Source organism: Chryseobacterium indologenes (genome assembly GCA_016025055.1).
Taxonomy (GTDB): Bacteria; Bacteroidota; Bacteroidia; order Flavobacteriales; family Weeksellaceae; genus Chryseobacterium; species Chryseobacterium indologenes.
The window spans coordinates 1,633,617-1,656,544 of the sequence record CP065590.1 but is presented as its reverse complement, the minus strand read 5'-3'; the positions used below and the strand labels follow the sequence as shown (position 1 = coordinate 1,656,544).

At 36.0% G+C, this 22,928-nt stretch carries 15 protein-coding genes and 2 pseudogenes; 9 read left to right on the top strand and 8 right to left on the bottom strand.

Going from position 1 to position 22,928, the window contains the following annotated elements:
- Positions 1-4: 4 nt before the first annotated feature.
- Together H3Z85_07405 and H3Z85_07400 are read right to left on the bottom strand one after the other, a co-directional pair.
- Positions 5-242: pseudogene (locus H3Z85_07405) on the bottom strand (hypothetical protein).
- Positions 239-994 (bottom strand): prolipoprotein diacylglyceryl transferase, encoded by a 756-nt coding sequence (locus H3Z85_07400; GenBank protein ID QPQ53179.1) that lies wholly within the window; start codon positions 992-994, stop codon positions 239-241. The pseudogene H3Z85_07405 and the gene H3Z85_07400 overlap by 4 nt, the downstream one beginning before the upstream one ends.
- Positions 995-1,055: 61 nt before the next feature.
- Here H3Z85_07400 and H3Z85_07395 point away from each other — a divergent pair, with 61 nt between their 5' ends.
- Entirely contained in the window at positions 1,056-2,096 is a 1,041-nt protein-coding gene (locus H3Z85_07395; protein ID QPQ53178.1) for a GMP reductase, read from the top strand.
- A 45-nt stretch (positions 2,097-2,141) separates the two neighbouring features.
- Here H3Z85_07395 and H3Z85_07390 read toward each other — a convergent pair whose 3' ends face one another.
- From H3Z85_07390 to H3Z85_07370, 5 genes are all read right to left on the bottom strand, one after another.
- A complete protein-coding gene (locus H3Z85_07390; protein QPQ53177.1) occupies positions 2,142-3,461 on the bottom strand; it encodes a hypothetical protein in 1,320 nt (439 codons plus the stop codon).
- A 3-nt stretch (positions 3,462-3,464) separates the two neighbouring features.
- A complete protein-coding gene (fabG, locus tag H3Z85_07385) occupies positions 3,465-4,208 on the bottom strand; it encodes a 3-oxoacyl-[acyl-carrier-protein] reductase (GenBank protein QPQ53176.1) in 744 nt (247 codons plus the stop codon).
- A 178-nt stretch (positions 4,209-4,386) separates the two neighbouring features.
- Positions 4,387-5,895 (bottom strand): WG repeat-containing protein, encoded by a 1,509-nt coding sequence (locus H3Z85_07380; GenBank protein QPQ53175.1) that lies wholly within the window; start codon positions 5,893-5,895, stop codon positions 4,387-4,389.
- Positions 5,896-5,901: 6 nt separating this feature from the next.
- Positions 5,902-6,576 (bottom strand): 16S rRNA (cytidine(1402)-2'-O)-methyltransferase, encoded by a 675-nt coding sequence (gene rsmI / locus H3Z85_07375; GenBank protein ID QPQ53174.1) that lies wholly within the window; start codon positions 6,574-6,576, stop codon positions 5,902-5,904.
- Positions 6,577-6,578: 2 nt separating this feature from the next.
- On the bottom strand, positions 6,579-8,057 hold the full coding sequence (locus H3Z85_07370; protein QPQ53173.1) for a hypothetical protein: 1,479 nt from the start codon (positions 8,055-8,057) through the stop codon (positions 6,579-6,581).
- Positions 8,058-8,118: 61 nt separating this feature from the next.
- Here H3Z85_07370 and H3Z85_07365 point away from each other — a divergent pair, with 61 nt between their 5' ends.
- From H3Z85_07365 to H3Z85_07340, 6 genes are all read left to right on the top strand, one after another.
- Positions 8,119-8,706, top strand: a complete 588-nt coding sequence (locus H3Z85_07365; protein ID QPQ53172.1) for a thymidine kinase — start codon at positions 8,119-8,121, stop codon at positions 8,704-8,706.
- A gap of 154 nt (positions 8,707-8,860) precedes the next feature.
- A complete protein-coding gene (locus tag H3Z85_07360; GenBank protein QPQ53171.1) occupies positions 8,861-11,308 on the top strand; it encodes a bifunctional UDP-N-acetylmuramoyl-tripeptide:D-alanyl-D-alanine ligase/alanine racemase in 2,448 nt (815 codons plus the stop codon).
- Positions 11,309-11,310: 2 nt separating this feature from the next.
- Positions 11,311-13,467 (top strand): patatin-like phospholipase family protein, encoded by a 2,157-nt coding sequence (locus H3Z85_07355; GenBank protein ID QPQ53170.1) that lies wholly within the window; start codon positions 11,311-11,313, stop codon positions 13,465-13,467.
- 3 nt (positions 13,468-13,470) lie between these two features.
- Entirely contained in the window at positions 13,471-13,890 is a 420-nt protein-coding gene (gene ybeY / locus H3Z85_07350) for an rRNA maturation RNase YbeY (GenBank protein QPQ53169.1), read from the top strand.
- Between the two features lie 146 nt (positions 13,891-14,036).
- A complete protein-coding gene (gene mnmG / locus H3Z85_07345; protein QPQ53168.1) occupies positions 14,037-15,899 on the top strand; it encodes a tRNA uridine-5-carboxymethylaminomethyl(34) synthesis enzyme MnmG in 1,863 nt (620 codons plus the stop codon).
- A 116-nt stretch (positions 15,900-16,015) separates the two neighbouring features.
- Positions 16,016-16,837 (top strand): class I SAM-dependent methyltransferase, encoded by an 822-nt coding sequence (locus tag H3Z85_07340; protein QPQ53167.1) that lies wholly within the window; start codon positions 16,016-16,018, stop codon positions 16,835-16,837.
- Between the two features lie 1,225 nt (positions 16,838-18,062).
- Here the strand turns inward: H3Z85_07340 and H3Z85_07335 are convergent.
- Positions 18,063-19,253 (bottom strand): phosphoglycerate kinase, encoded by a 1,191-nt coding sequence (locus H3Z85_07335; protein QPQ53166.1) that lies wholly within the window; start codon positions 19,251-19,253, stop codon positions 18,063-18,065.
- Between the two features lie 643 nt (positions 19,254-19,896).
- On the opposite strand from H3Z85_07335, the gene rpiB reads away from it, so the two are divergent.
- On the top strand, positions 19,897-20,331 hold the full coding sequence (gene rpiB / locus H3Z85_07330) for a ribose 5-phosphate isomerase B (GenBank protein ID QPQ53165.1): 435 nt from the start codon (positions 19,897-19,899) through the stop codon (positions 20,329-20,331).
- 342 nt (positions 20,332-20,673) lie between these two features.
- A pseudogene (rnr, locus tag H3Z85_07325) lies at positions 20,674-22,823 on the top strand (ribonuclease R).
- Positions 22,824-22,928 lie beyond the last annotated feature (105 nt).

Here is a 22,928-nt window from a genome sequence, read left to right as displayed (position 1 = left end):
AATTTTAAAATCCTCCACCGCAAATATAACCGCTGATCAGTCCACAGATCAGAAGGCATATAAGCATGGTCTGGATAAATTGTTTTTTTAGTAAATTTTCTGTCTCCCTTCCATTCATAGATGATTTTTGCCACAACAGTGACGACAAGGGAAAAAAACAGGGCGCCCAAAATAATAATCCCAATGATCATTACCACTACACCGCCCAGATTGCCAGCTTCTAAAATGGTTATTGTTTTCATCTTGAATATTTTAAATATAAAGTCCTGGTGTTTTTAATAGTATAAATGTAATAAATAATTACAGAGATACACACGATTTGAATTGTACCAAGATTTACAACGATTTCTACCCTTGGTTTGATAAAGTCCAAAAAGAACCTGAACGTAAAATAGCCCAGCATAAAAAGCTGAAAAATAAACCCTGACGGATATTTTTTAAGACTCTGAATGTATTTTAATCCTATCCAGAGAACAATGAGAAAAACTATTTCGTACAAAGCTACAGGATGCCTGAGGTACCGATCCCCTAAATGCATTCCAAAGAAAGAATCAGTGGGAATGCCATAGGTTTCTTCATAAATGCCGGTAAGGAAACATCCGATCCGCCCAATAATCATGGCAAACATTAAAGGAAAAACAATGAGGTCACCGGTACTTTCTTTGTGATGTACGATCTTTTTGGCCAACTCCACGCCCAGTAAACCCAACGCCAGCCCTCCGACAATGGTATTATTTGACCAGAACTTGGTAAAACTAAAATTCTCACAGAATGTGTAAGGGTTTTCAAGATTTCCGATCAGCTTCGAGCCGATCAGAGCACCGGCTGTAGCACCGATCAAAACTGCTGCAGAAGTATTAAATGATAGTTTTTCTTTGGATTTCCTTTTCAGATAAAAGTAATACCTCATTCCCAAAAACATTCCAACAGCCTCAAAAAGAGGATGAGCAAGAATCGTTTTACCGAAAATGTGAAAAGTTACAGGAAAATCCATTGTTTCAAAAATACTCTATTTCATATAATTTACTACCTTTATTCTGACAAATAATTACAAAATGCGCATAGAAAATGACATAAAACTGGGCTTTAAGGATGTAATGTTCCGCCCGAAACGTTCCACTTTAAAATCCCGTTCGGAAGTAGATCTTGACAGAGAGTTTACCTTTAAGCATACTAAAAAGAAATGGAAGGGTGTACCCGTGATCGCAGCCAATATGGATACGGTCGGCACCTTTGAGATGGCTGTGGAACTGGCCAAAGATAAAATCATCACTGCGGTACATAAGCACTACACTGTCGAGGAATGGAGTGCATTTCTGGAAAGCCAGCCTGAAAGCATCTATCAGTATATTGCTTTAAGTACCGGAACAGGAAAAGCTGATGAAGAAAAGATCAGGCAGATCATCGAAAAACACCCAAAAATCGAGTTTCTTTGTATTGACGTAGCCAATGGGTATTCTGAACATTTTGTTGGATTTGTGAAGAAAGCAAGGGCTCATTTTCCTGATAAAATTATTATTGCAGGAAATGTTGTAACCGGAGAAATGGTAGAAGAGCTTCTTTTGGTAGGAGCAGACATCATCAAAGTAGGTATCGGACCTGGTTCGGTATGTACAACCAGGGTAAAAACCGGAGTGGGCTACCCGCAGTTATCAGCAATTATCGAATGTTCTGATGCCGCTCACGGACTGGGAGGGCATATTATTGCAGATGGAGGTTGTAAGGTTCCGGGAGATGTTGCCAAAGCCTTCGGTGGGGGAGCAGATTTCGTGATGCTGGGAGGAATGTTTGCAGGCCATGACGAAAGTGGCGGGGAAATGATTGAAGAAAATGGTAAAAAATACCGCCTGTTTTACGGCATGAGTTCTAAAACAGCCATGGATAAGCATTCGGGGGGTGTTGCGGAATACCGTGCTTCAGAAGGAAAAACTGTAAAAGTATCATATAAAGGTCCTGTTTCAGAGACCGTGAAAGATATTTTAGGAGGTGTACGGTCTACATGTACTTATGTAGGAGCCTCCAAGCTTAAAGAGCTTTCTAAAAGGACTACTTTTATCAGGGTTCAGGAACAGGAAAACCAGATTTTTAAGGATTAAAAATAAAAAGCCTGCAGGTGTGCATCTGCAGGCTTTTTTTATGCTTTATTCTTTGGTTCTTATATATTTCTTATTAAAATACTTTTGAAGCTGATCGTTGACGTAGGTTTCTTCCTCTTTCACAGAAGCCATTTCATCAAAATACAAAACTCTTGGTACATGTTTTATTTTGTCTACAACAACAGAGTCTCCGGGAGTATTCTTGAGAATTTTTACTCGTGTATTTATTTCTTTTTCATATCCTTTAAGGTCTGTCGTGAAAACCTCTGCTGTAATATTGGCAAGATTATAATCAATATCAAAATTTGAATATTTTTCAGGGAAAATTTTCAATTCAGGAGTAAAAATTACGATAAGGGAAACCCACCAAAGGCTTTTAATTCTTTCAAATCTAAATGCCAGAATCAAAGATAGAGTGACTAATGAATAAAAGGCAATGCTTTCAAACTGTCTTGCAATTGTATTGACGATATATCCTGTAAAAAGCAATGGAAATAATGAAACGGCCCCAATTAATAGAGCTTTTCTGAAAGGTATTTTATTTCTGATTACTGTAAGCTCTTTTTCGAAAACTTTAATAAATAACGGAACCATTAAAAAGACTTTAAAAGCTATATAGATGGTATTGGCACCAAAAGCGCCGATTCTCTTGATCCATTTTAGTATTCCTTCCTGTGTATCTCCCATTCTGCTGAAATTTCCGGGTGCAAGAAAACTCAACAATAAAAAGAGAGTACCAACTATCAGAAAAGCCAGATTCTGCTTAGTCCGTTTCTGAAAATAAAACAGCAGCAGAAGGCCTTCGAGGAGTAATGCCATGATCTCGTTAGATCCCATCAGAACTATAATCAGCAATAAGGAAAGATATGCCCATATTCTCTGTCCTGTTTCTTCATTTTTCCTGGCAAAATAAAGCAGAAGACCAGCTAAAATAGTGGGAACAAAATAGATATTAGAGCCGGTAATCCAAAAATAATGCTCGGGAATGCTGATCAATAGAACTGTATAAAAGAAAAAGAACATTATTGCTTTTTGTAAAGACTCCCCAAAAGAGTATTTGAAATATTCTTTACAGTTGAGTGCAATAACTCCGATAAAGGAAAGCATTAAAAAAACAGGATAAATCTTCGGAAGTAGACCGTTATTATCATAAAAAACCGGGTTAAACATATTAATGGAGTATCCGAAATATCTTCCGCCCCAATGCATGTACGTCTGCTTAAAATTCCCGGTAAGTCCCAGTTTCCTTGTATGGTAAGCCCATATATAGTCATCGGTCTGATATACATTAAACAAATTAATATAAATCAGACCGATGCATACTATAATCGACAAGAATAATACTATATTCTGTACTGTTTTCATTTTTTAAGTAAGCATTCCCCCATCTACATTTAGGGTCTGCCCTGTAATGTAAGATGACATTTCGCTACCCAGAAACAGACATGCATTGGCGATATCTTCGGGCTGTCCTCCTCTTTTCATCGGAACACCTTCTCTCCATCCCTGAACTGTCTTTTCGTCCAAAACGGCTGTCATTTCTGTTTCAATGAATCCCGGAGCAATCGCATTACATCTTATATTTCTTGATCCTAACTCCAAAGCAACAGATTTTGTAAACCCGATCACCCCCGCTTTAGATGCAGCATAGTTGGCCTGTCCTGCATTGCCTTTTACTCCAACTACTGAAGTCATATTGATGATAGATCCTGATCTTGCCTTCATCATTGGCTTAATTACCGCTTTAGTAAGGTTGAAAACAGAATCTAAGTTTACTTTGATCACTTTATCCCAATCTTCTTTGGACATTCTCAATAACAGGTTATCTTTTGTAATCCCTGCATTGTTTACCAAAATATCAATCTTTCCGAATTCCGTCATTACTTCATCCACAAGCTGCTGAGCAGCATCATAATCTGATGCGTCAGACTGATATCCTTTAATTTGGGTTACAGAACTTAAAGCTGCTTCTAATTCTTTTGCTTTGTCTACAGAGCCTGCGTAGGTAAATGCCACCTTTGCTCCCTGCTGAGCAAACATTTCTGCGATACCTTTCCCAATTCCTCTTGTAGCGCCGGTAATTAGTGCTACTTTTCCTTCTAATAATTTCATATGTCTTAACAATTATTTTCTTATAACTCATTCAGCTTGTGACAGCTGACTTATCTGGTATTTATAACTCTTCACCAGAATTAAACGGTGTGCAAAGATATTATAAATTGTTATTCAATACATTTAAATGATCAAAATACCTGCATTTTTTAAGACTTTTTTATGATTTCTTTTTATTTTACCGTATTTTATTTCTAAATTTTGTGAAATAAATAAGGTCAGATCTCCTGTCTTTTTCTAATATAAGGACTTCTTTCTGCCAAAAATAAGTATCATAAATGGTTTCCCTCAACAGCTCATTCTGAAAGTTAATCACTCCGTATTTTCCTTCCTTTTTTACAATAACTTCGTTTTCAGTATTTTCGAATGCGACGATATCCTCGTATTGGAAGGGGACAATTTCTGATCCCTTTCCGTCCAGAATTCCGTAGAGATTGTCCGTATTTTTACATACAATGGGTTTGGAAAACTGATTAAGAGGGTTAAAGTAATCGGTACTCTGTCCTTTGATCAGATCAATGCCCTTCAGCTCTGTGATCGAATGGTCGGCTACTGAGAATGTATAATAATGTTCTCCTTTTCTGATAATCAAATTCTGAGGATAGAATCCCAAAACCTGAACATCCTCACCCAGTATATTGTTAAGATCTTTATCCAATACTTTTTCCTCAGTCCCTTTTTTAAGGTAAATAATATCCTTTCCGGAGACTATAAAGCTTTTAATAAAATCATATTCCTGCGGCACCAGGATATTTCCATTCAAATCAATAATACCTGCTTTTTCAGTTTTATCGCTGTAAACGCTGAAAAGATTTCCAAATAAAGGATTAAGATATTTAAAATTAACCGGATAAAGTTTCTGATCTTTTTTAGTAAAAACAGTCGTTTTATTACCTTTTCTGAGGTAAATGAATTCTTTCTTTCCAAAATATTCCGGATTAATCTCCGTGAAAACTTCATCAGCAATGGTATTTCCTTCTGCATCTATCAAACCATACTTTCCTGAAGCTTTATTTCTGGTAACTACGTAAGGATAGGCACTGATATCTGAAATCTGTCGTGAAAAGGTATGCAATGTTTTTCCGTTCCTATCAATAATCTCGCTCTGGTTATCCTCATTGACAATGAGGGCTCTCCCGTTTTCAAAGTTGTAATCGCTTTTAAAGCCTCTGTCACTGACCGGACTTCCGTTAAGATCATACAAATACCATTTTTTATCTTTTAAAACAAAAAATCCGGTCTTTCCTGAAAAGCGAATCCGGTCTGAATATGGGACGATCTCCTTTCCACTGAAATCATACACCGCATCTTTTCCCTGTCTTGAAGAAATAATGCGATCTTTGTGCCACCAGGGAGTGTTAAAATCCTGATCGCTGAGAGGAATAATTTCATTCCCTTTTTCATCTATAACAGCAGATTTTCTTTTTGCCCCTGAATCCTCAGAATACAGAATAAATCTGTTTTTGAAAACATGTAAAATATTTCCTTTATGCGGGGATTCAAAAGTAACAACACCGGATGAATCTACAATACCCTGCTTTTTAGTAGCAGCATCATATAGGGTTCCGTATCCCTCTGCATAGGAGGTAATCTCTTTTCCGGTTTTTTTGGATAAGATCACCTTCATATACTGATTCGTTTGTGCTGTACAAACTGCAGAGCACAAAACCAGAATTATTTTTTTCAATGAAAATCAAATAGAATTGTTGACAATAAGAACGATCTCTCCTTTTAAAGTTTTGCTTTTGGAAAATTCAATCAATTCATTGATTGTTCCTCGTTTAGTCTCCTCAAATTTTTTGGAAATTTCACGGCTTAAACTCGCTTTGGTCTCTTCACCGAAAAATTCTTTAATCTGCTCTAAGGTCGTATTGATTTTATGAGGGCTTTCGTAAAGGACGATTGTTTTCTTTTCCTCGGCAAGCTGCTTCAGTTTGGTTTGTCTGCCTTTTTTCTGGGGCAAAAATCCTGCGAATAAAAATTCATTATTCGGTAATCCTGAAACAACTAGTGCAGGGATCAAAGCAGTTGCTCCCGGAAGGCATATCATTTCAATATGGTTATCGGCACCTGCTTTGGCCAAAAGATAACCAGGATCTGAGATCCCAGGTGTACCTGCATCCGTAATAATGGCGATATTCTGCCCGTTTTTAAGGTCAGTAATCACTCTTTCAGTGGCCTGATGCTCATTGTGTAAATGATAGGATTTTAAAGGCTTGGAAATCTCGAAATGCTTTAACAGTATTCCCGAAGTTCTCGTGTCTTCACATAAAATATAATCAACTTCCTTAAGGACATTTACCGCCCTGAAGGTCATATCTTCAAGGTTCCCGACAGGTGTGGGAACAAAATATAGGATTCCGCTCAAAATTATAAGAATTTATTTTCCACCAATATCCAAAGTCTCTGAGCATATTCATCCACTTTACTCCATTTTCTTTCATAATAAAGATCGCTTAAGTATTCTTTAGCTTCTTCCAGGGTTTTAAAATGGTTCAACTGAGCCACTGTATCATTCAGATCAGTCTGGCTTCCCTCAAACAGCATTTTGGAGAAAGCAATTCTGTCATTCAGATCCAGTTTAAACTCCGGTTTCTGCTTGTCAGCTTCCATCAGATGGGTTGGAATATTCGATTTCAGGATGCTTCCGGTTTCTTCTTTCGCCACCGGTTCCTGAGTTTCTTTTGGTATTTCTCTTTCTAAAGGATCATCATCGAAAAGTGACTGAACAGCTTTCAATCCTTTGATATTGGATAATTTTATTTTCTTTTCCTGCTGATATGCTTCCAGATTTTCGAAGCTTTCATCAGAAGGATGTTTTTCTGTTTCTTCAGGAACAGGTTTGTCTATTTCAACAATTTTTCTTCTGTCGTAGACTTCTGCCAGGATGCTTTCTTCCTTCTGATCTTCTGTAGAATGATCATTTTTGATCTCATTCAAAACATTTTCTACATTGGATGTTTCAGTGCCCAATTCCCCCTGCTCCATGGAAGAATTTGAGACCATAAACTGATCTTCGTCTTCTTCTATCAATATTTCATCTTCCAGCATTTCGGTATCAAAAATACTTGGAATCCTTTCTGTAACTCCATTTTCTTTACCATTGTGCACTGTTGGATCATTTCCGTCCTGCTTTATTTCGTGATCAGAAATTTCATCATCATCTATTTCATTCAGCTGATTATTGAATATCACTTCTTCTTCGGTTACTTCATCATTAAACATATCTTCGTTGATGTCTTCATCCGAATCGGGTTGAGCCTCAGCAAGAATTTTCTCTTCTTCCACAAAACTAAAGACCACCTCATTGGTTTCCACAGGCTCGTTTTCAATTTCATTGAGCTGGTTATTAAAAACAGCTTCTTCTTCCGTTATTTCATTCGGAGATGACTGTTTCTGTACATTTTCTGTGGAGTTTTCTTCCACAAAACTTACAATATTTTCATGGAATTCATTTTCAACAATCTCATTCAGCTGGTTATTAAATACCGCCTCTTCTTCATCCGTTTCATTGACAAAATGATCATTTTCATGTTCATCAATTTCATTAAGTTCATTATTAAATATAGCTTCCTCCTCTGTCACTTCGTGATGATGGTCATGGTGATGCTCCGGATCCCCGGAAACAGATGAGACAGGATTATTTTCATGGGTATGCAGATGATCATCTGTTATGAAATACTCAATATTTTTTTCCAGGAGTTTCAAAAAAGAAATCCTGTTAGCAAGCTCATCCACAAGATCTTGCTTGGAAAGTAATTCGTCTACGTTATTTATTTTGTCCAGATTATCAATGATATTCATGGATTCAAAAAAAATCTTTTCCTTTAAATCTTGGATATTTTGCATAATAAGATTCTTATTAAAATTGCTTACTTTTGATGTTAAAAATATACGGCTAATTTAACAAATGTTTTTAGAAAATACAATTAATCATTCCAAACAGAGCGGTTGGATGGAAGTGATCTGTGGCTCTATGTTTTCGGGTAAAACCGAAGAGTTGATCAGAAGGTTGCGGAGGGCAGAAATGGCGGGACAGAATGTAGAGATTTTTAAACCGAAACTGGATATCCGGTATTCTGAAGAGGATGTGGTATCTCATAACCAGAACAAAATACGCAGTACGGCAGTGGAAAATCCTAACGAAATTCTTCTGTTGGCTTCCAATTGTGATGTAGTTGCTATTGATGAGGCACAGTTTTTTGACGAAAGCATCGTTGATGTTGCCAACCAACTTGCCAATAGCGGGATAAGAGTGGTAATAGCCGGATTGGATATGGATTTTCTAGGCCGTCCTTTCGGGCCAATGCCCAATTTAATGGCCACTGCAGAGTATGTTACAAAAGTGCATGCTATTTGTAAGAGAACAGGGAATCTTGCCAATTATTCTATGAGAACTTCGCAGGGAGATAACCTTGTAGAACTTGGGGAAACCGAAAGTTATGAGGCAGTAAGCCGCCGTGTTTTTATTGATGAAGTACTTTCAAAAAGAAGATAATAAACAATATTAATTACAATTATTAAATAAATGAAAAACGAAAAAGCAAGATTATAAAATTTCAAAAAGGAAAATAGAACCATAAACTGTTACACCCTATTTGCAATTTTATCTTTTTGCAATTTCGTATAAAAACTAAAGCAGAAAGGCACCAATGAACTATACAGTACAACAAATTGCAGAGATTACCCATAGCAGAATTATCGGGGATAAAGATGCAGTAGTCAAAAATATTGCTTACGACAGCAGGATTATTTATTCAATAAAAAATACCGCTTTTATTGCCATCAATACGCATAAAAATTCCGGAGAAAAATTTATTGAGGCTGCAATTGACAGGGGAATAGAGGTCATCATTTCAGAACACCAGTATCCCCAGTTTGAAAATGTAACCTGGATCATTGTTGAAAATTCGATAGACTTCCTTCAGAAATTAGCAAAGTATCATTTCGAAAATTCTCATTTACCATCTATCGGTATTACGGGAAGCAACGGAAAGACTATTTTAAAAGAATGGTTGTATCAATGTTTATGGAACGAATTTCCCACGGTAAAAAGCCCAAAAAGCTTTAATTCCCAGATTGGCTTGCCTCTCTCCCTTCTTCAGATTAACACTTCCCACCAACTCGGAATTTTTGAAGTAGGAATTTCTCATCCGCATGAAATGGAAAAACTTGAAAATCTTTTCCATCCTGAAATCGGATTGTTGACCCATATAGGAAACGCCCATGCTGCCAACTTTTCTTCCGAAGAAGAATTGATTGATGAAAAAATAAAACTTTTCAAAGATTCAAAAGTCATCATCTATAACGGAGACCATCCGGTAGTAGATCAAAAAATAAAAAATGTATACGCAGACAGAAAATTAATTTCTTACGGGTTACAAAAAGACAATAACGTCTTTATCAAAAACAATATTTCTAAAGATGAAAACATCATCGTTGAATATTTTGGTGAAGAAATCAGTTTTCCGGCTCACCAAAGAGACGAAGCGACATTAACCAATGCTATGGCGCTTATCACGGTCCTTAAGGTATTGAATATCGAAAATAAAAAGATCGTTGAAAAAATCAACCTTTTAAAGGCCGTTGAAATGAGGCTTGAATCCATCGAAGGAATTAAAGGCAATATTATCATCAACGATTCTTTTAATCTCGATCTTGACTCTTTGAAGACTGCCCTGCAGTTTTTAAATGAATACAAAAAACCTAAAAGATCATTGGTGCTGACAGATATCTTAGGAGTGAATGCCAATTCTAAGGAATTGTATGAAGAAGTTTCCGAACTGGTCAATGAGCAGCGTTTTGATTCTGTATTCCTGATCGGTGACGAAATATCAAAATTCAGTGAATTATTTAAAGCTGAAACCTATACTTTTATTGACACTAAAGAACTCATAGAAAGTAAACGTTTAACCGAACTGGAAAACCAGATTATCCTGCTAAAAGGAGCCCGTAAATTTGAAATTGAAAAGCTCAAAGATATTCTTGAGCTCAGAAAACACGATACGGTACTGGAAGTAAATCTCAATGCAATCCTTCATAATATAAATTATCACAAATCATTATTAAAACCGGGAACCAAAATGATGGCAATGGTGAAAGCCAATGCTTACGGTCTGGGAAGTTATGAGGTTTCAGAATTTCTTCAACATCATCATATCGATTACCTTGGTGTGGCGTATGCTGACGAAGGTGTAGAACTTCGTAAAAAAGGGATCACTACTCCTATTATTGTCATGAATCCTGAGCAACATAGCTATCAAACGATTATTGAATACAATCTGGAACCGGAGATTTACAGTTTCAGAGTCCTGGAATTGTTCTACGAAGCAGTGCAGAGATCGGGATATGATAAGAAATATCCGATCCACATTAAACTTGAAACGGGAATGCACCGCCTTGGTTTCAAAGATTTTGAACTGGATCAGCTCAGCGAAACTTTAAGTGATAAAAACCTGAAAGTACAGAGTCTGTTCAGTCATTTATCTTCTTCCGACATGCCTGAAGAAAGAGATTTTACGTTACAACAGTTTGAAGTATTTGAAAAAAATTCAAGCCATCTTATTGAGAAACTTGGTTACGCTCCTATCCGGCATATTTTGAATTCTTCAGGAATTACAAGCTATACCGATCACCAGTATGACATGGTAAGAATAGGTATAGGAATGCTTGGAGAATCTCCGAATTCTGAAATTCAGAAACAATTACAGTCTGTGGTAAGTTTTAAAACCGTAATTTCACAGATATCAATGGTTGAGAGCGGAGAATCTGTAGGATACAGCAGAAAATATAAAGCAGATCATCGTACGAAAATCGCTACCGTCCCTGTAGGTTATGCAGATGGTATTCCAAGATTAATAGGAAACCAGGTGGGAAGCTTCGGAGTCAATAAAACATTGGCTCCCATTGTTGGCAATATCTGCATGGATATGATGATGCTTAATGTAGAGAATATTCCTAATGTAAAAGAAGGTGATACGGTGACGGTTTTCAATGCCCGGCCAAGTTTAAAAGAATTCGCAGACTACTGCAAAACGATAACCTATGAAGTGCTAACCTCCATTTCACCCCGGGTGAAACGGATTTATATAAAAGATTAACTATGAGAAAACTCCTGATTCTACTTTTCGTATTCCAGCTGCTTTTGATCCAATCCCAGGTAAAAAAGAATTTAGTGATTCCGAAAAACCCCAAAATAGGACTATCGCTTGCCGGTGGTGGTGCTAAAGGTTTTTCGCATGTAGGAGTACTCAAAGTCTTAGATTCATTAGGAGTAAAAGTGGATTACATCGCCGGAACAAGTATGGGAGCTATCGTCGGCGGGCTTTATGCCTCAGGATATTCGGGAAAAGAAATTGAAAAAATCGTCATGGATACCGATTTCTATTCATTGATTATGGATCCGAAATCCAGACAGGAAGCCAGCTTTTTCAATAAATCCGTAGACAAATATCTTCTATCCATTCCATTAAAGAATGGAAAAATATCACTTCCCTCTTCTATCAGTACCGGACAGAGAAACGTCTATCTCTTAAAAGAACTTTTCAAAAATGTAGCCAGTATTGACGATTTTTCAAAAATGCCTATCCCCTTTCTATGCGTTGCTACCAACCTTGAAAGTGGAAATATGCAGATCTTTGAAAAAGGTGATCTTGTACAGTCTATCATGGCGAGTTCTGCATTTCCATCGTTGATGGATCCCGTTAAAATTGGTGACAGCATTTATATCGACGGAGCAATGACGGTAAATTATCCTTCAAAGCCATTAAAGGATAAAGGAATTGATATCGTTATCGGTGTTGATCTTAATCAGGATCTTTCAAAAAGAGAAGATTTAAACAATATTATATCAATCCTTAATCAGGTCATTGATTTCGGAATAAAAAGAGACACCAGAAAGCAGTACAGATATACGGATATCAATATCAAACCGAATTTAAAAGGAATGTCTGCGACAAGCTATGATGATAAGAAAAAAATCCTCGACAGCGGGTATGCAGAAGGTTTAAAATATTCCAAAATACTGGATGAGCTGCCGAAACGTCCTTTCGACCGCCTGAGACAACGTGTAAACCCGATTTATTCCAATGTTTATAAAATAGACAGTATTTTCATAGAAGGAAGCAAAATATACGGTAAAAACTATGTTTTAGGGAAAATGGGGCTACGTCTTCCTTCTCTTCAGACCTACGGCAATGTCAATAAAATGGTAGATAAGCTGGTTGCTACCAACAACTATAAGTTCATTAACTATGATATCGTTCAGGAGAATGATGCCAATTACTTAAAGCTTTATGTCACCGAAGATGATGCACGCCATTTTTTAAAATTCGGATTACATTACGATGAAGTTTTCAAAACAGGCCTCCTTTTGAATTATTCAGCAAAAAGACTTTTATTCAAAAACTCTAATCTTTCCGCAGATATAATCGTAGGAGATAAACTCAGATATTATCTCAACTATTTTATTGATAACGGATATATTCCCGGATTTGGTATTTATTCATCCGGAATGAGCTTTGATCTAAAAAATGTAGACAATAATGTTACCGATAAGTGGACCTGGATAAGAAATGAAGCTTATATACAGTCTATTTGGAAGGATAAGTATGCCATAGGAGGTGGAATAAGCCATGATTACTTTAAAGCCGAAAATAACGGCGATAACAGGCGTTATGGGCGTTTTCTGAATCCTTACATATTCTTGAAGAGCGACACGCAGGATGATAAAGAATTCCCTACAAAAGGAGTCTATTTTTCCGCTGAAGGAAAAGTTATAGATCTTTTGAAATCGGAAGTAGATAAAAGGATCGTTCAGATAAAAGCAGACCTTAGAATAAACATTCCATTGTGGAAGCAATTTACTTACCGGCTTAATTTATTTGGCGGAATAACAATCGGAGAAAACCTTCCCCAATTTTACCAGTACAGGCTTGGAGGAATATTTGAACAGAATATTATTAATTTCAGAAGTTTTGGTGGTTTTTATTTTGCCCAGCTTCATACTAATAATGTGATAATCGCCTCAAATGATCTCCAATTCAGGTTTAATAAAAACTATTTTATCAGCGGAAACTTTAGCTTTGCCAATCTTTCCAACGACATAAAATTCGAAGATGCAGTTAAAGTAAATTTTAGCTCACTAGGAATTACAGCAGGTTACAAATCCCCTTTCGGGCAGATTAAAGTTAACTTTAGCCACTCACTTAAAAACAACCAAAAAGGTATATTCAGTGTTATATTAGGACACTGGTTTTAAAAAATGATACAGTTCTTTTACGAAAATTTACCAGAGTCGGTAAATACAGATTACAAAAAATGGCTGGAAGATCTTATTCTTTCAGAAGGAAAAAAACTAGGAGAAATCAATTATATTTTCTGTGATGATGAATATCTCCTTAAGATCAATCAGGATTATTTACAGCATGATTATTATACCGATATTATCACTTTTGATTATGTAAAAGGTAAAACAATAAGCGCTGAGATTTTCGTATCTTTGCAGCGCATTTCTGATAACGCTTCTACCCTCTCGCGAGATTATGAAGAAGAAGTAAGAAGGGTCTTAGCCCATGGTATTTTACACCTTGCAGGCTATAAAGATAAAACGGAAGAAGAAGAAAAACAGATGCGAAGAATGGAGGATCTGTACTTAGCCAAATACCGGGATTCAGCGATTTAAAATTGAATAATCACTTAAGGTCCGGATTGTAAAGTACTCTGATATAGCAACAATACAAGTTTACTTAGAGTGCATTCTCCAAAAATGTTTCACGTGAAACATTGGTTAAAAAAGATAAAGTTTAAAGCTTAACAAGCGAGATAAAAATGATTTCAGAAATATACGACGTCATTGTAGTAGGTGCCGGACATGCCGGTTGTGAAGCAGCTGCAGCTGCGGCCAATCTTGGTTCCAAAACACTGCTCATTACAATGAATATGCAGACCATCGGACAGATGAGTTGCAACCCCGCAATGGGTGGAATCGCAAAAGGACAGATCGTAAGAGAGATTGATGCCATGGGAGGATATTCCGGAATTGTAGCAGACAAATCTGCGATACAATTCAAGATGCTTAATCTTTCAAAAGGTCCTGCAATGTGGTCCCCGAGAACCCAAAATGACAGAATGCTTTTTGCCGAAGAATGGCGATTGGCATTAGAGAATACTCCCAATCTTGATTTCTTTCAGGATATGGTAAAACAACTGATTGTTGAAAATAATAAAGTAACCGGAGTTGTTACTTCTTTAGGAATTGAGATCAAAGCAAAATCTGTAGTATTAACGAACGGAACTTTCCTTAACGGATTAATTCATGTTGGCGATAAACAACTCGGCGGAGGAAGAATGGGTGAACCAAGAGCTTTTGGAATTACAGAACAATTGGTCTCTTTAGGATTCGAAGCCGGAAGAATGAAAACCGGTACTCCACCAAGAGTTGACGGAAGAAGCTTAGATTATTCTAAAATGGAAGAACAGAAAGGTGATGAAAATCCTCAGAAGTTCAGCTATCTTGATACTCCTAAATTAACAAAACAATTAAGCTGTCATATCGTGTATACTAATGAAACCGTACATGATATTTTAAGAGAAGGTTTTGACCGAAGCCCAATGTTCAATGGAACCATTCAAAGTTTAGGTCCAAGATATTGTCCTAGTATCGAAGATAAGATTAACCGTTTTGCAGAAAGAAACAGACATCAGCTTTTCGTGGAACCGGAAGGATGGAAAACTGTAGAAATTTATGTGAACGGGTTCAGTTCTTCTCTTCCTGAAGATGTACAGATCAAAGCAATGAAACATATTCCAGGATTCGAAAATGTAAAAGTTTTCAGACCAGGTTATGCGATCGAGTACGACTACTTCCCTCCTACCCAATTGAAACATACCCTGGAAACAAAATTAATTGATAATTTATATTTTGCAGGTCAGATCAACGGAACAACCGGATATGAAGAAGCAGCGGGCCAGGGATTAATCGCAGGAATCAATGCACATAATAAAGTACATGAAAAAGACGAATTTATCCTCAACAGAGATGAAGCGTATATCGGAGTACTTATTGATGATTTGATTACAAAAGGAACTGAAGAGCCTTACAGAATGTTTACTTCGCGTGCCGAATACAGACTTCTTTTAAGACAAGACAATGCCGATATCCGACTAACCGAAAAAGCATTCCAATTAGGACTTGCAAAAGAAGAACGATTAAGAAAAGTAGAATCAAAACTATCTGAAAGCCAATCACTTGAAGAATTTCTTCGAGAAACCTCTTTAAAACCGGGAATCATCAATCCTATTCTTGAATCTATTGAAAGTAGTCCTGTAGACCAGGCTTACAGAGCAGCTCAGATTCTTACAAGACCGAATATGACGTTAGGAAAGCTGGATGAGATAGACTTTATAAAAGAAAATTCTTCTAAATATAGTGACGAAGTACGGGAACAGGCCGAAATCAATATCAAATACAGAGGTTATATTGAAAAGGAAAAAGAAAATGTAGCCAAATTAAACCGTTTAGAGAATATTAAAATTCCCGAGGACTTTGATTATACAAAGCTTTCAAGCCTTTCTGCAGAAGCAAAACAGAAGATGTCGAACGTACGTCCAAAGACTATAGCACAAGCAGGGAGAATAAGCGGAGTTTCGCCGGCTGATATTAACGTTTTACTGGTGTTTTTAGGACGTTAAAAAGAAAATGTTTCACGTGAAACATCACAAAAAATAAAACGAAAATTAAGGTATTTACGAGCTTAATACAAACCTGTAAATATCTTAATTTTTAAATATAATAGATTTCGACATCAATGAAAATAAAAGATCATTTTCTTTCACAGGAAATATTTGAAATTAAAGAAACAGAAACAAAAGGTGTCTACAAAACCACCCCTATCCCATCTGATATTTCCAAATATTACGAAAGCGAAGATTACATTTCTCACCATCAGGATTCAGGAAGCTTTAAAGAAAAACTATATAAGTTTCTACAATCTTTCAATCTGCAATACAAGAAAAATATATTGGTCGACAGGATCAAAAACGGATCCAGAGTATTGGATTATGGATGTGGTGCCGGAGAGTTTGTAAAATATATAGAAAATGATTTTGAAACTTTCGGCTTTGAACCTGATGCCGATGCTAGAAAAGCAGCAGAAGGCAAAATCAGAAAAGCAAAAATTCTGAATGATATTCAAAAAATAGAAAATGAAAGTTTAGATGCAATCACTTTATGGCACGTATTTGAACATATAGAGAACCAGGATGAAATGTTAATGAAATTTCATGAGAAATTAAAAGAAAAAGGACTTCTCGTGATAGCAGTTCCCAACCCTACTTCTTATGATGCCAAACATTATAAAGAATATTGGGCTGCCTATGATGTTCCAAGACATGTCTATCATTTTTCAAAAAAGGGAATGGAAAATTTAATTTCAAAGAATCCGGATTGGAAAATGAGAAAAATTAAACCATTGGTACTTGATTCGTATTACATCTCTATGCTGAGCGAAAAATATAAAAAATCACCGCTGTTTTGGCTTAAAGCAACCATCTACGGAACGATTTCGAACATAAAAGCTGTTTTTTCGTCGGAATTTTCGAGTTTGATATATATTATCGAAAAAAGATAGAAAATCGATTTTTGAGGCATTTATGAAGGTCGGATTTCAGCATTTTTAAAGAAAAATTGTAAAAACTCAGGAAAATCTCCTGAGTTTTTTTATTTCATATGAATAGAATATTTAAAAATATTTTTAATCCTGGACAAAAAATTTTAAAATGATAGAATAATTTATAAAGAACTCCCCTACCCTACTTTTTTTGAAAAATACTATTGACAAAATTGATACACTCGTTCAGAAAATAAATTTGTAAAAAAACAAATTGTTCAAAACTACATCCAGACAACCTTGAAGAGATCAAACAGATTTCAAACTAAAAATAACTTGTTTAAAAAACAACCATTTCTTCCAGTCGTTTTCCGGGGCAAGAACATTGAACTTTAAATTATCGTTCACTCGCTTTTTACCAACGCTAAAAAATATAAGACTAAGAAATTTTTACAACAGACAAGCGAAGGCTACTCTATTAAACAAACTTTCGAAAAGTTCAAAAATAATTTATCCGTTAAGATCATAGTCTTAAAGTTCCGCTTGAAAAAATTGAATTATAAAAAATGAGAAAGGAAAATTTTTTGCCACTCCTACCCTCACCGCAAAAATTATATTGTTCTAAAATAGAATTTTCAGATAAGTAACCCTTGCTAAATAATATATAAAAAACCGAAGATCGTGAGGCTCGCCTGCCAGGAGAAGTTAAAAAATAATAAGAAAAAGCATACCGACTATAACCGGAATCCACTTGAAAAAGCCAGAATTTATCAGGTGTAATCTAAGTTTTTAAAAAAATTTTATAAAGCATTGACTAACAAATGTTATAACTTTTTATTATAACAAGATGAAAACGATGTAAATTTCATGGTAAGTAAAACCCAAATATTACAGAAAATGTATGAAGCTCGTATGATAATACGATGCAAAAATTCATCTATTGAAAACATGCATATTACGTTATTCGTGACAAATATAGTAAAATACTAAATAATCGGTTTTGTAAACAAACTATCGCCAATTTAGTAAATCATAAATTATAGCCCAAAATAGTAAAAAATCAATAATTTTACTAAACGTGAAATTTAAACAATTGTACCGAAAATCCATATAAGATTTCTGCGTATGAGAAGGATGATTAGATAAAAAAAACAGAAATCAGCTGTTTCAAATCTTGGAAAAAAGGTTAGAAAATTAAAAAAACCTGCTAATAAAATTAGCAGGTTTTTTTATAGAAATAACTGTATTAATTATTAATGGCTGCTACTCCGGGAAGTTCAAGTCCTTCAAGACTTTCAAGCATTGCTCCACCACCGGTAGAAACATAACTTACCTGATCTGCATACCCGAATTGTTTAACAAAAGCAACACTATCTCCTCCTCCTACTAAAGAGAAAGCGCCTAATCTGGTTGCTTCAGCAATACTTTCACCTAATGCCACAGTACCACCTGCAAAATTTGACATTTCAAAAACACCGATCGGACCATTCCAAAGTATTGTTCTTGAGTTTAATAGCACGTCATTGAACTGATCTCTTGATTTGTGGCCAGCATCCAATCCCATCCATCCTTCAGGGATAGCATAAATATCAGCTTCTTTTCTTTCACCGTCATTACTAAAACTTTCAGCGATGATCGCATCTGAAGGAAGATATACCTTTACTTTATGTTCTTTTGCCTTTCCTAAAATTTCCAAAGCCAACGGAAGCTTATCCTCTTCTACTAAAGAGTTCCCGATTTTTCCACCTAACGCCTTAATAAAGGTAAAAGCCATGCCTCCTCCGATAATCAGATTGTCAACAGCAGGAAGTATATTTTCTATAATGGTAATTTTAGTTGATACTTTAGACCCACCCAGAATAGCTGTAACCGGCCTTTCTCCGCTTTTTAACACTTTATCGATTGCTTTCAACTCTTTTTCCATTAGTAAACCGAAAAATTTAGTTGAAGGAAAGAACTTAGCAATTACAGCAGTTGAAGCATGTGCCCTGTGAGCAGTTCCGAAAGCATCATTTACATAAGCATCTCCCAATTTTGACAATTGCTCAGCAAAGCCTTCATCACCTTTTTCTTCTTCATTGTGGAAACGTACATTTTCCAACAACAGGATTTCACCCGGTTTCAAATCAGAAGCAGCTTGTTCAGCTTTCTCACCTACACATTCATCAACAAATTTAACTTCCTGGCCAAGAACAGCAGAAACTTCACCTGCAATATGCTTAAGAGAAAACTCATCCTTCACCTCACCTTTCGGTCTTCCAAGATGCGTCATCAAGATAACGGAACCACCATCTTTAAGAATTTTCTCAACCGTAGGTTTCACGGCTACGATTCTTGTATTATCGGTTACTTTGAATTGATCATCCTGCGGAACATTAAAGTCCACTCTTACCAGAGCTTTCTTGTCTCTAAAATTAAAATCATTGATTGTTTTCATATGTAGATTTATTTTTTTCAAAATCATATGGCACCGCGGCCCCAAACATTTTATTCCTTTTCAGGATTTTTCAGCATCAGCGATTTCCATACATTTCTTTGAATTTTCGTTTCACAAATGTAAGGTTTTAAACTTTTTCAACAGATTGATTAAAATAAAAGTTTTCAAAAACTTTCCCCGAACCCAATCACTCAATAATCAACAAAATTGATCTCTTTAAAAAAAGAATAATGCTGTTGTTGTTATGTATTGTTAGTTTCGGGGATAAGTTTTGCTCTTAAAGTTTATAATACTCAACTCTTACTCAATTCATAATTAACTCACATTATAAATCATTGTAAACCTGCTTATTCACGTACTTATTAACAATTGTTGATAAGTTTGCCGGATTAGCATTATTAGTTATTTTATTATGGAAAAGCCTGGGGATAGCTGAAGAAAAGATCTTGAAAGTTGTGGTTAAAAATTCCGGAAAGGTTTTCTATTACAAAATAATTTGAAGTTTAAAAATAGAAAGTTGAGAAAAGTTTTCCACACTTACTAACACTGCTTTTCACAATTAATCCCCGGTTTACTAACACCAATTGTTATTATTCTTACCTTTGTAAGGAAATAAAATCTAAAAAGGCTTAATACAAGTATTATGAAAAGAAAAATTGCTATCGCGGCAGACCATGCAGGCTATGAATATAAGGAGATTGTTAAAAACTACCTTTCAGAACGTTTTGAAGTTCAGGATTTTGGAACGTTTTCCACAAACTCTGTGGATTATCCGGACTTTGTACACCCTGCTGCAACATCTGTGGAAAACGGAGAAAATGAACTCGGCATTTTGATCTGTGGAAGCGGAAACGGCGTTCAGATCACAGCGAACAAACATCAGAAAATAAGATGTGCTCTTTGCTGGATGCCTGAGATTGCAACATTGGCAAGACAGCATAATGATGCCAATATGATATCAATGCCGGCCAGGTTTATATCAAAAGAACTGGCCATCGAAATTGTAGACAAATTTCTTTCAACCAATTTCGAGGGTGGCAGACATCAGAACAGGGTTGATAAAATTGCAGTTTGCTAAATATTGAATATACTAAGGCTTGTAAATCGTATTACAAGCCTTATTTATTTTTTATTCGTACATTTGCATTGTCCAAATAGAAAGTACAGTCTATTATTCTCTTAAGTCCTTCTTTAAATGTAAAGATATTTTAATAGAAGGTTTTTCTCTTTTCTTCTCCGGATTTGTAGTAAATTTATACAAAACTAAAGCTCCCGTTATAAGTAGATAGCAAGAATATTGCTGATGATTTACGATAACAATTTAAATAAAAAAATTAAATTACCTTTATATTATTATATTGGGAAAAAATGTAAAGTGGGGTTATTTTGATTACCCCGAAACAATGTAAAAAAATTAAAAATGCCAAAAAAAAAAAAATATATAAGTCATAAAAATGATTTGAAACTAATGGAAATCGGAAGATTGATTCTCCGATTTATGAATGCAAATTCATCTAAAATTTATAACTATAAACAGATCGCTGACGGGATCGATTATAAGAACCCAAGACAAAGGGAACTTGTGATCCAGGCACTGCATAAACTTCAGGGTTCGGAAAAAATCAAAGAAGTAGAAAAAGGTAAATATATTGTGAATTTGAAAATTGCGGGAACATTAACCGGAATTATCGATTTCAATCAAAGTGGTAATGCTTATGTCAGCGTGGAAGGCGTGGAGGATGACATCTTCATTCATGCTAAAAATGTAAAAGATGCTCTTCAGGGTGACAAGGTTCTTATTATAACTTATCATTATAAAGGAAAGAAACTGGAAGGCTCTGTTTTGGAAGTGTTGGAAAGAACAAGAACGGAGTTTGTAGGAACTTTCCAGAAGGTTGCTCATAAAGATTTCGGCTTTGTTGTTTGTGATAAAAAATCGATCAATACAGATATTTTTATTCCAAAAACAAAATTTAATAATGCTGAAGATGGTGATAAGGTTATTGTAAAAATGACCGAATGGAAGCCCGGTGATAAGAATCCTGAAGGTGAAATCACCCAGGTACTGGGTGCTCCGGGAGAACACGAAACGGAAATCCACTCTATTCTTGCTGAATATGGACTTCCGTACGAGTTTCCTCAGGAAGTTGAATTGGATGCAGATAAAATCGACAGAAGTATCACGGATGAAGAAGTCGCAAAACGTTGGGATATGCGTGATATCTGTACATTTACCATCGACCCGAAAGATGCGAAAGACTTTGATGACGCCTTATCAATAAGAAAACTGGAAAACGGAAACTGGGAGATCGGAGTTCACATTGCCGATGTATCACATTATGTGGTTCCGGGAACAATTCTGGATGATGAAGCGTATCAGAGGGCTACATCAGTATATTTGGTGGACAGGGTTGTACCTATGTTGCCGGAGGTGCTGAGTAATGATGTTTGCTCTCTTCGTCCCAATGAAGATAAATATACTTTTTCAGCCGTTTTTGAACTGAATGATCAGGCGGAAATCCAGAAACAATGGTTTGGAAGAACGGTAATTCACTCTGACAGAAGGTTTACTTATGAAGAAGCACAGGAACGTATTGAAACAGGCCAGGGAGATTTGGTTGACGAGATCAATACACTTGACAGGCTGGCCAAAATTATGCGTAATGAACGTATCAGAAAAGGCGCTATTACATTTGACAGAAGTGAAGTAAGATTCAATCTTGATGAAAATAGTGAACCGATTGGAGTGTACTTTAAAATAAGTAAAGATTCTAACCACCTGATTGAGGAGTTCATGCTTCTAGCTAATAAAAAAGTTTCTGAATTTGTCTCGCTCAGCAAAAAGGTGAGATCACCAATAACACCTTTATCTACAGGGTTCACGATGATCCGGATCCGGCAAAACTGGAGGCATTAAGAGACTTTGTGTCTACTTTCGGATATAAAATGGACCTGGCGAATACCAAAAAGGTTGCAGAATCTTTGAATAAACTACTTCATGATGTAAAAGGTAAAGGCGAAGAGAATATGATTGAAACACTCGCGATGAGAAGTATGAGTAAGGCAGTGTATTCTACAGAACCAATCGGACACTATGGTCTTGGTTTTGAGTATTACAGTCACTTCACCTCTCCTATCCGTCGTTATCCGGATTTGATTGCACACCGTCTTCTTCAGCATTATCTGGATGGAGGAAAATCTCCGGCGAAACAGGAACTTGAAGAAAAAGCAAAACATTGCAGTGCTATGGAAAGGCTGGCTGCGGATGCAGAAAGGGATTCTATCAAGTTTATGCAGGTGAAATTCATGGAAAAACATTTGGGTGAGACTTTTACGGGAGTGATTTCCGGAGTCGCAGAATTCGGTTTCTGGGTAGAGATCCCTGAAAATGGCGCAGAAGGTCTTATTAAATTAAGAGATCTGGTAGACGATTCTTATATGTATGATGCCAAAACCCATGCGGTATATGGAGTAAGACATGGAAATAAATACCAGTTGGGCGATCAGGTTCAGATCAAGGTGGTAAAAGCCAATTTGATTCAAAAGCAGCTTGATTTTAAAATTGTTTAATAAGTCAGAGACTAAAATAAAATAGAAAGAGGTTATTTCGTAATGAAATAATCTCTTTGCTTTTATATCAGCCTGAATTCTTTTTTCCTTATATTATCTTACCCA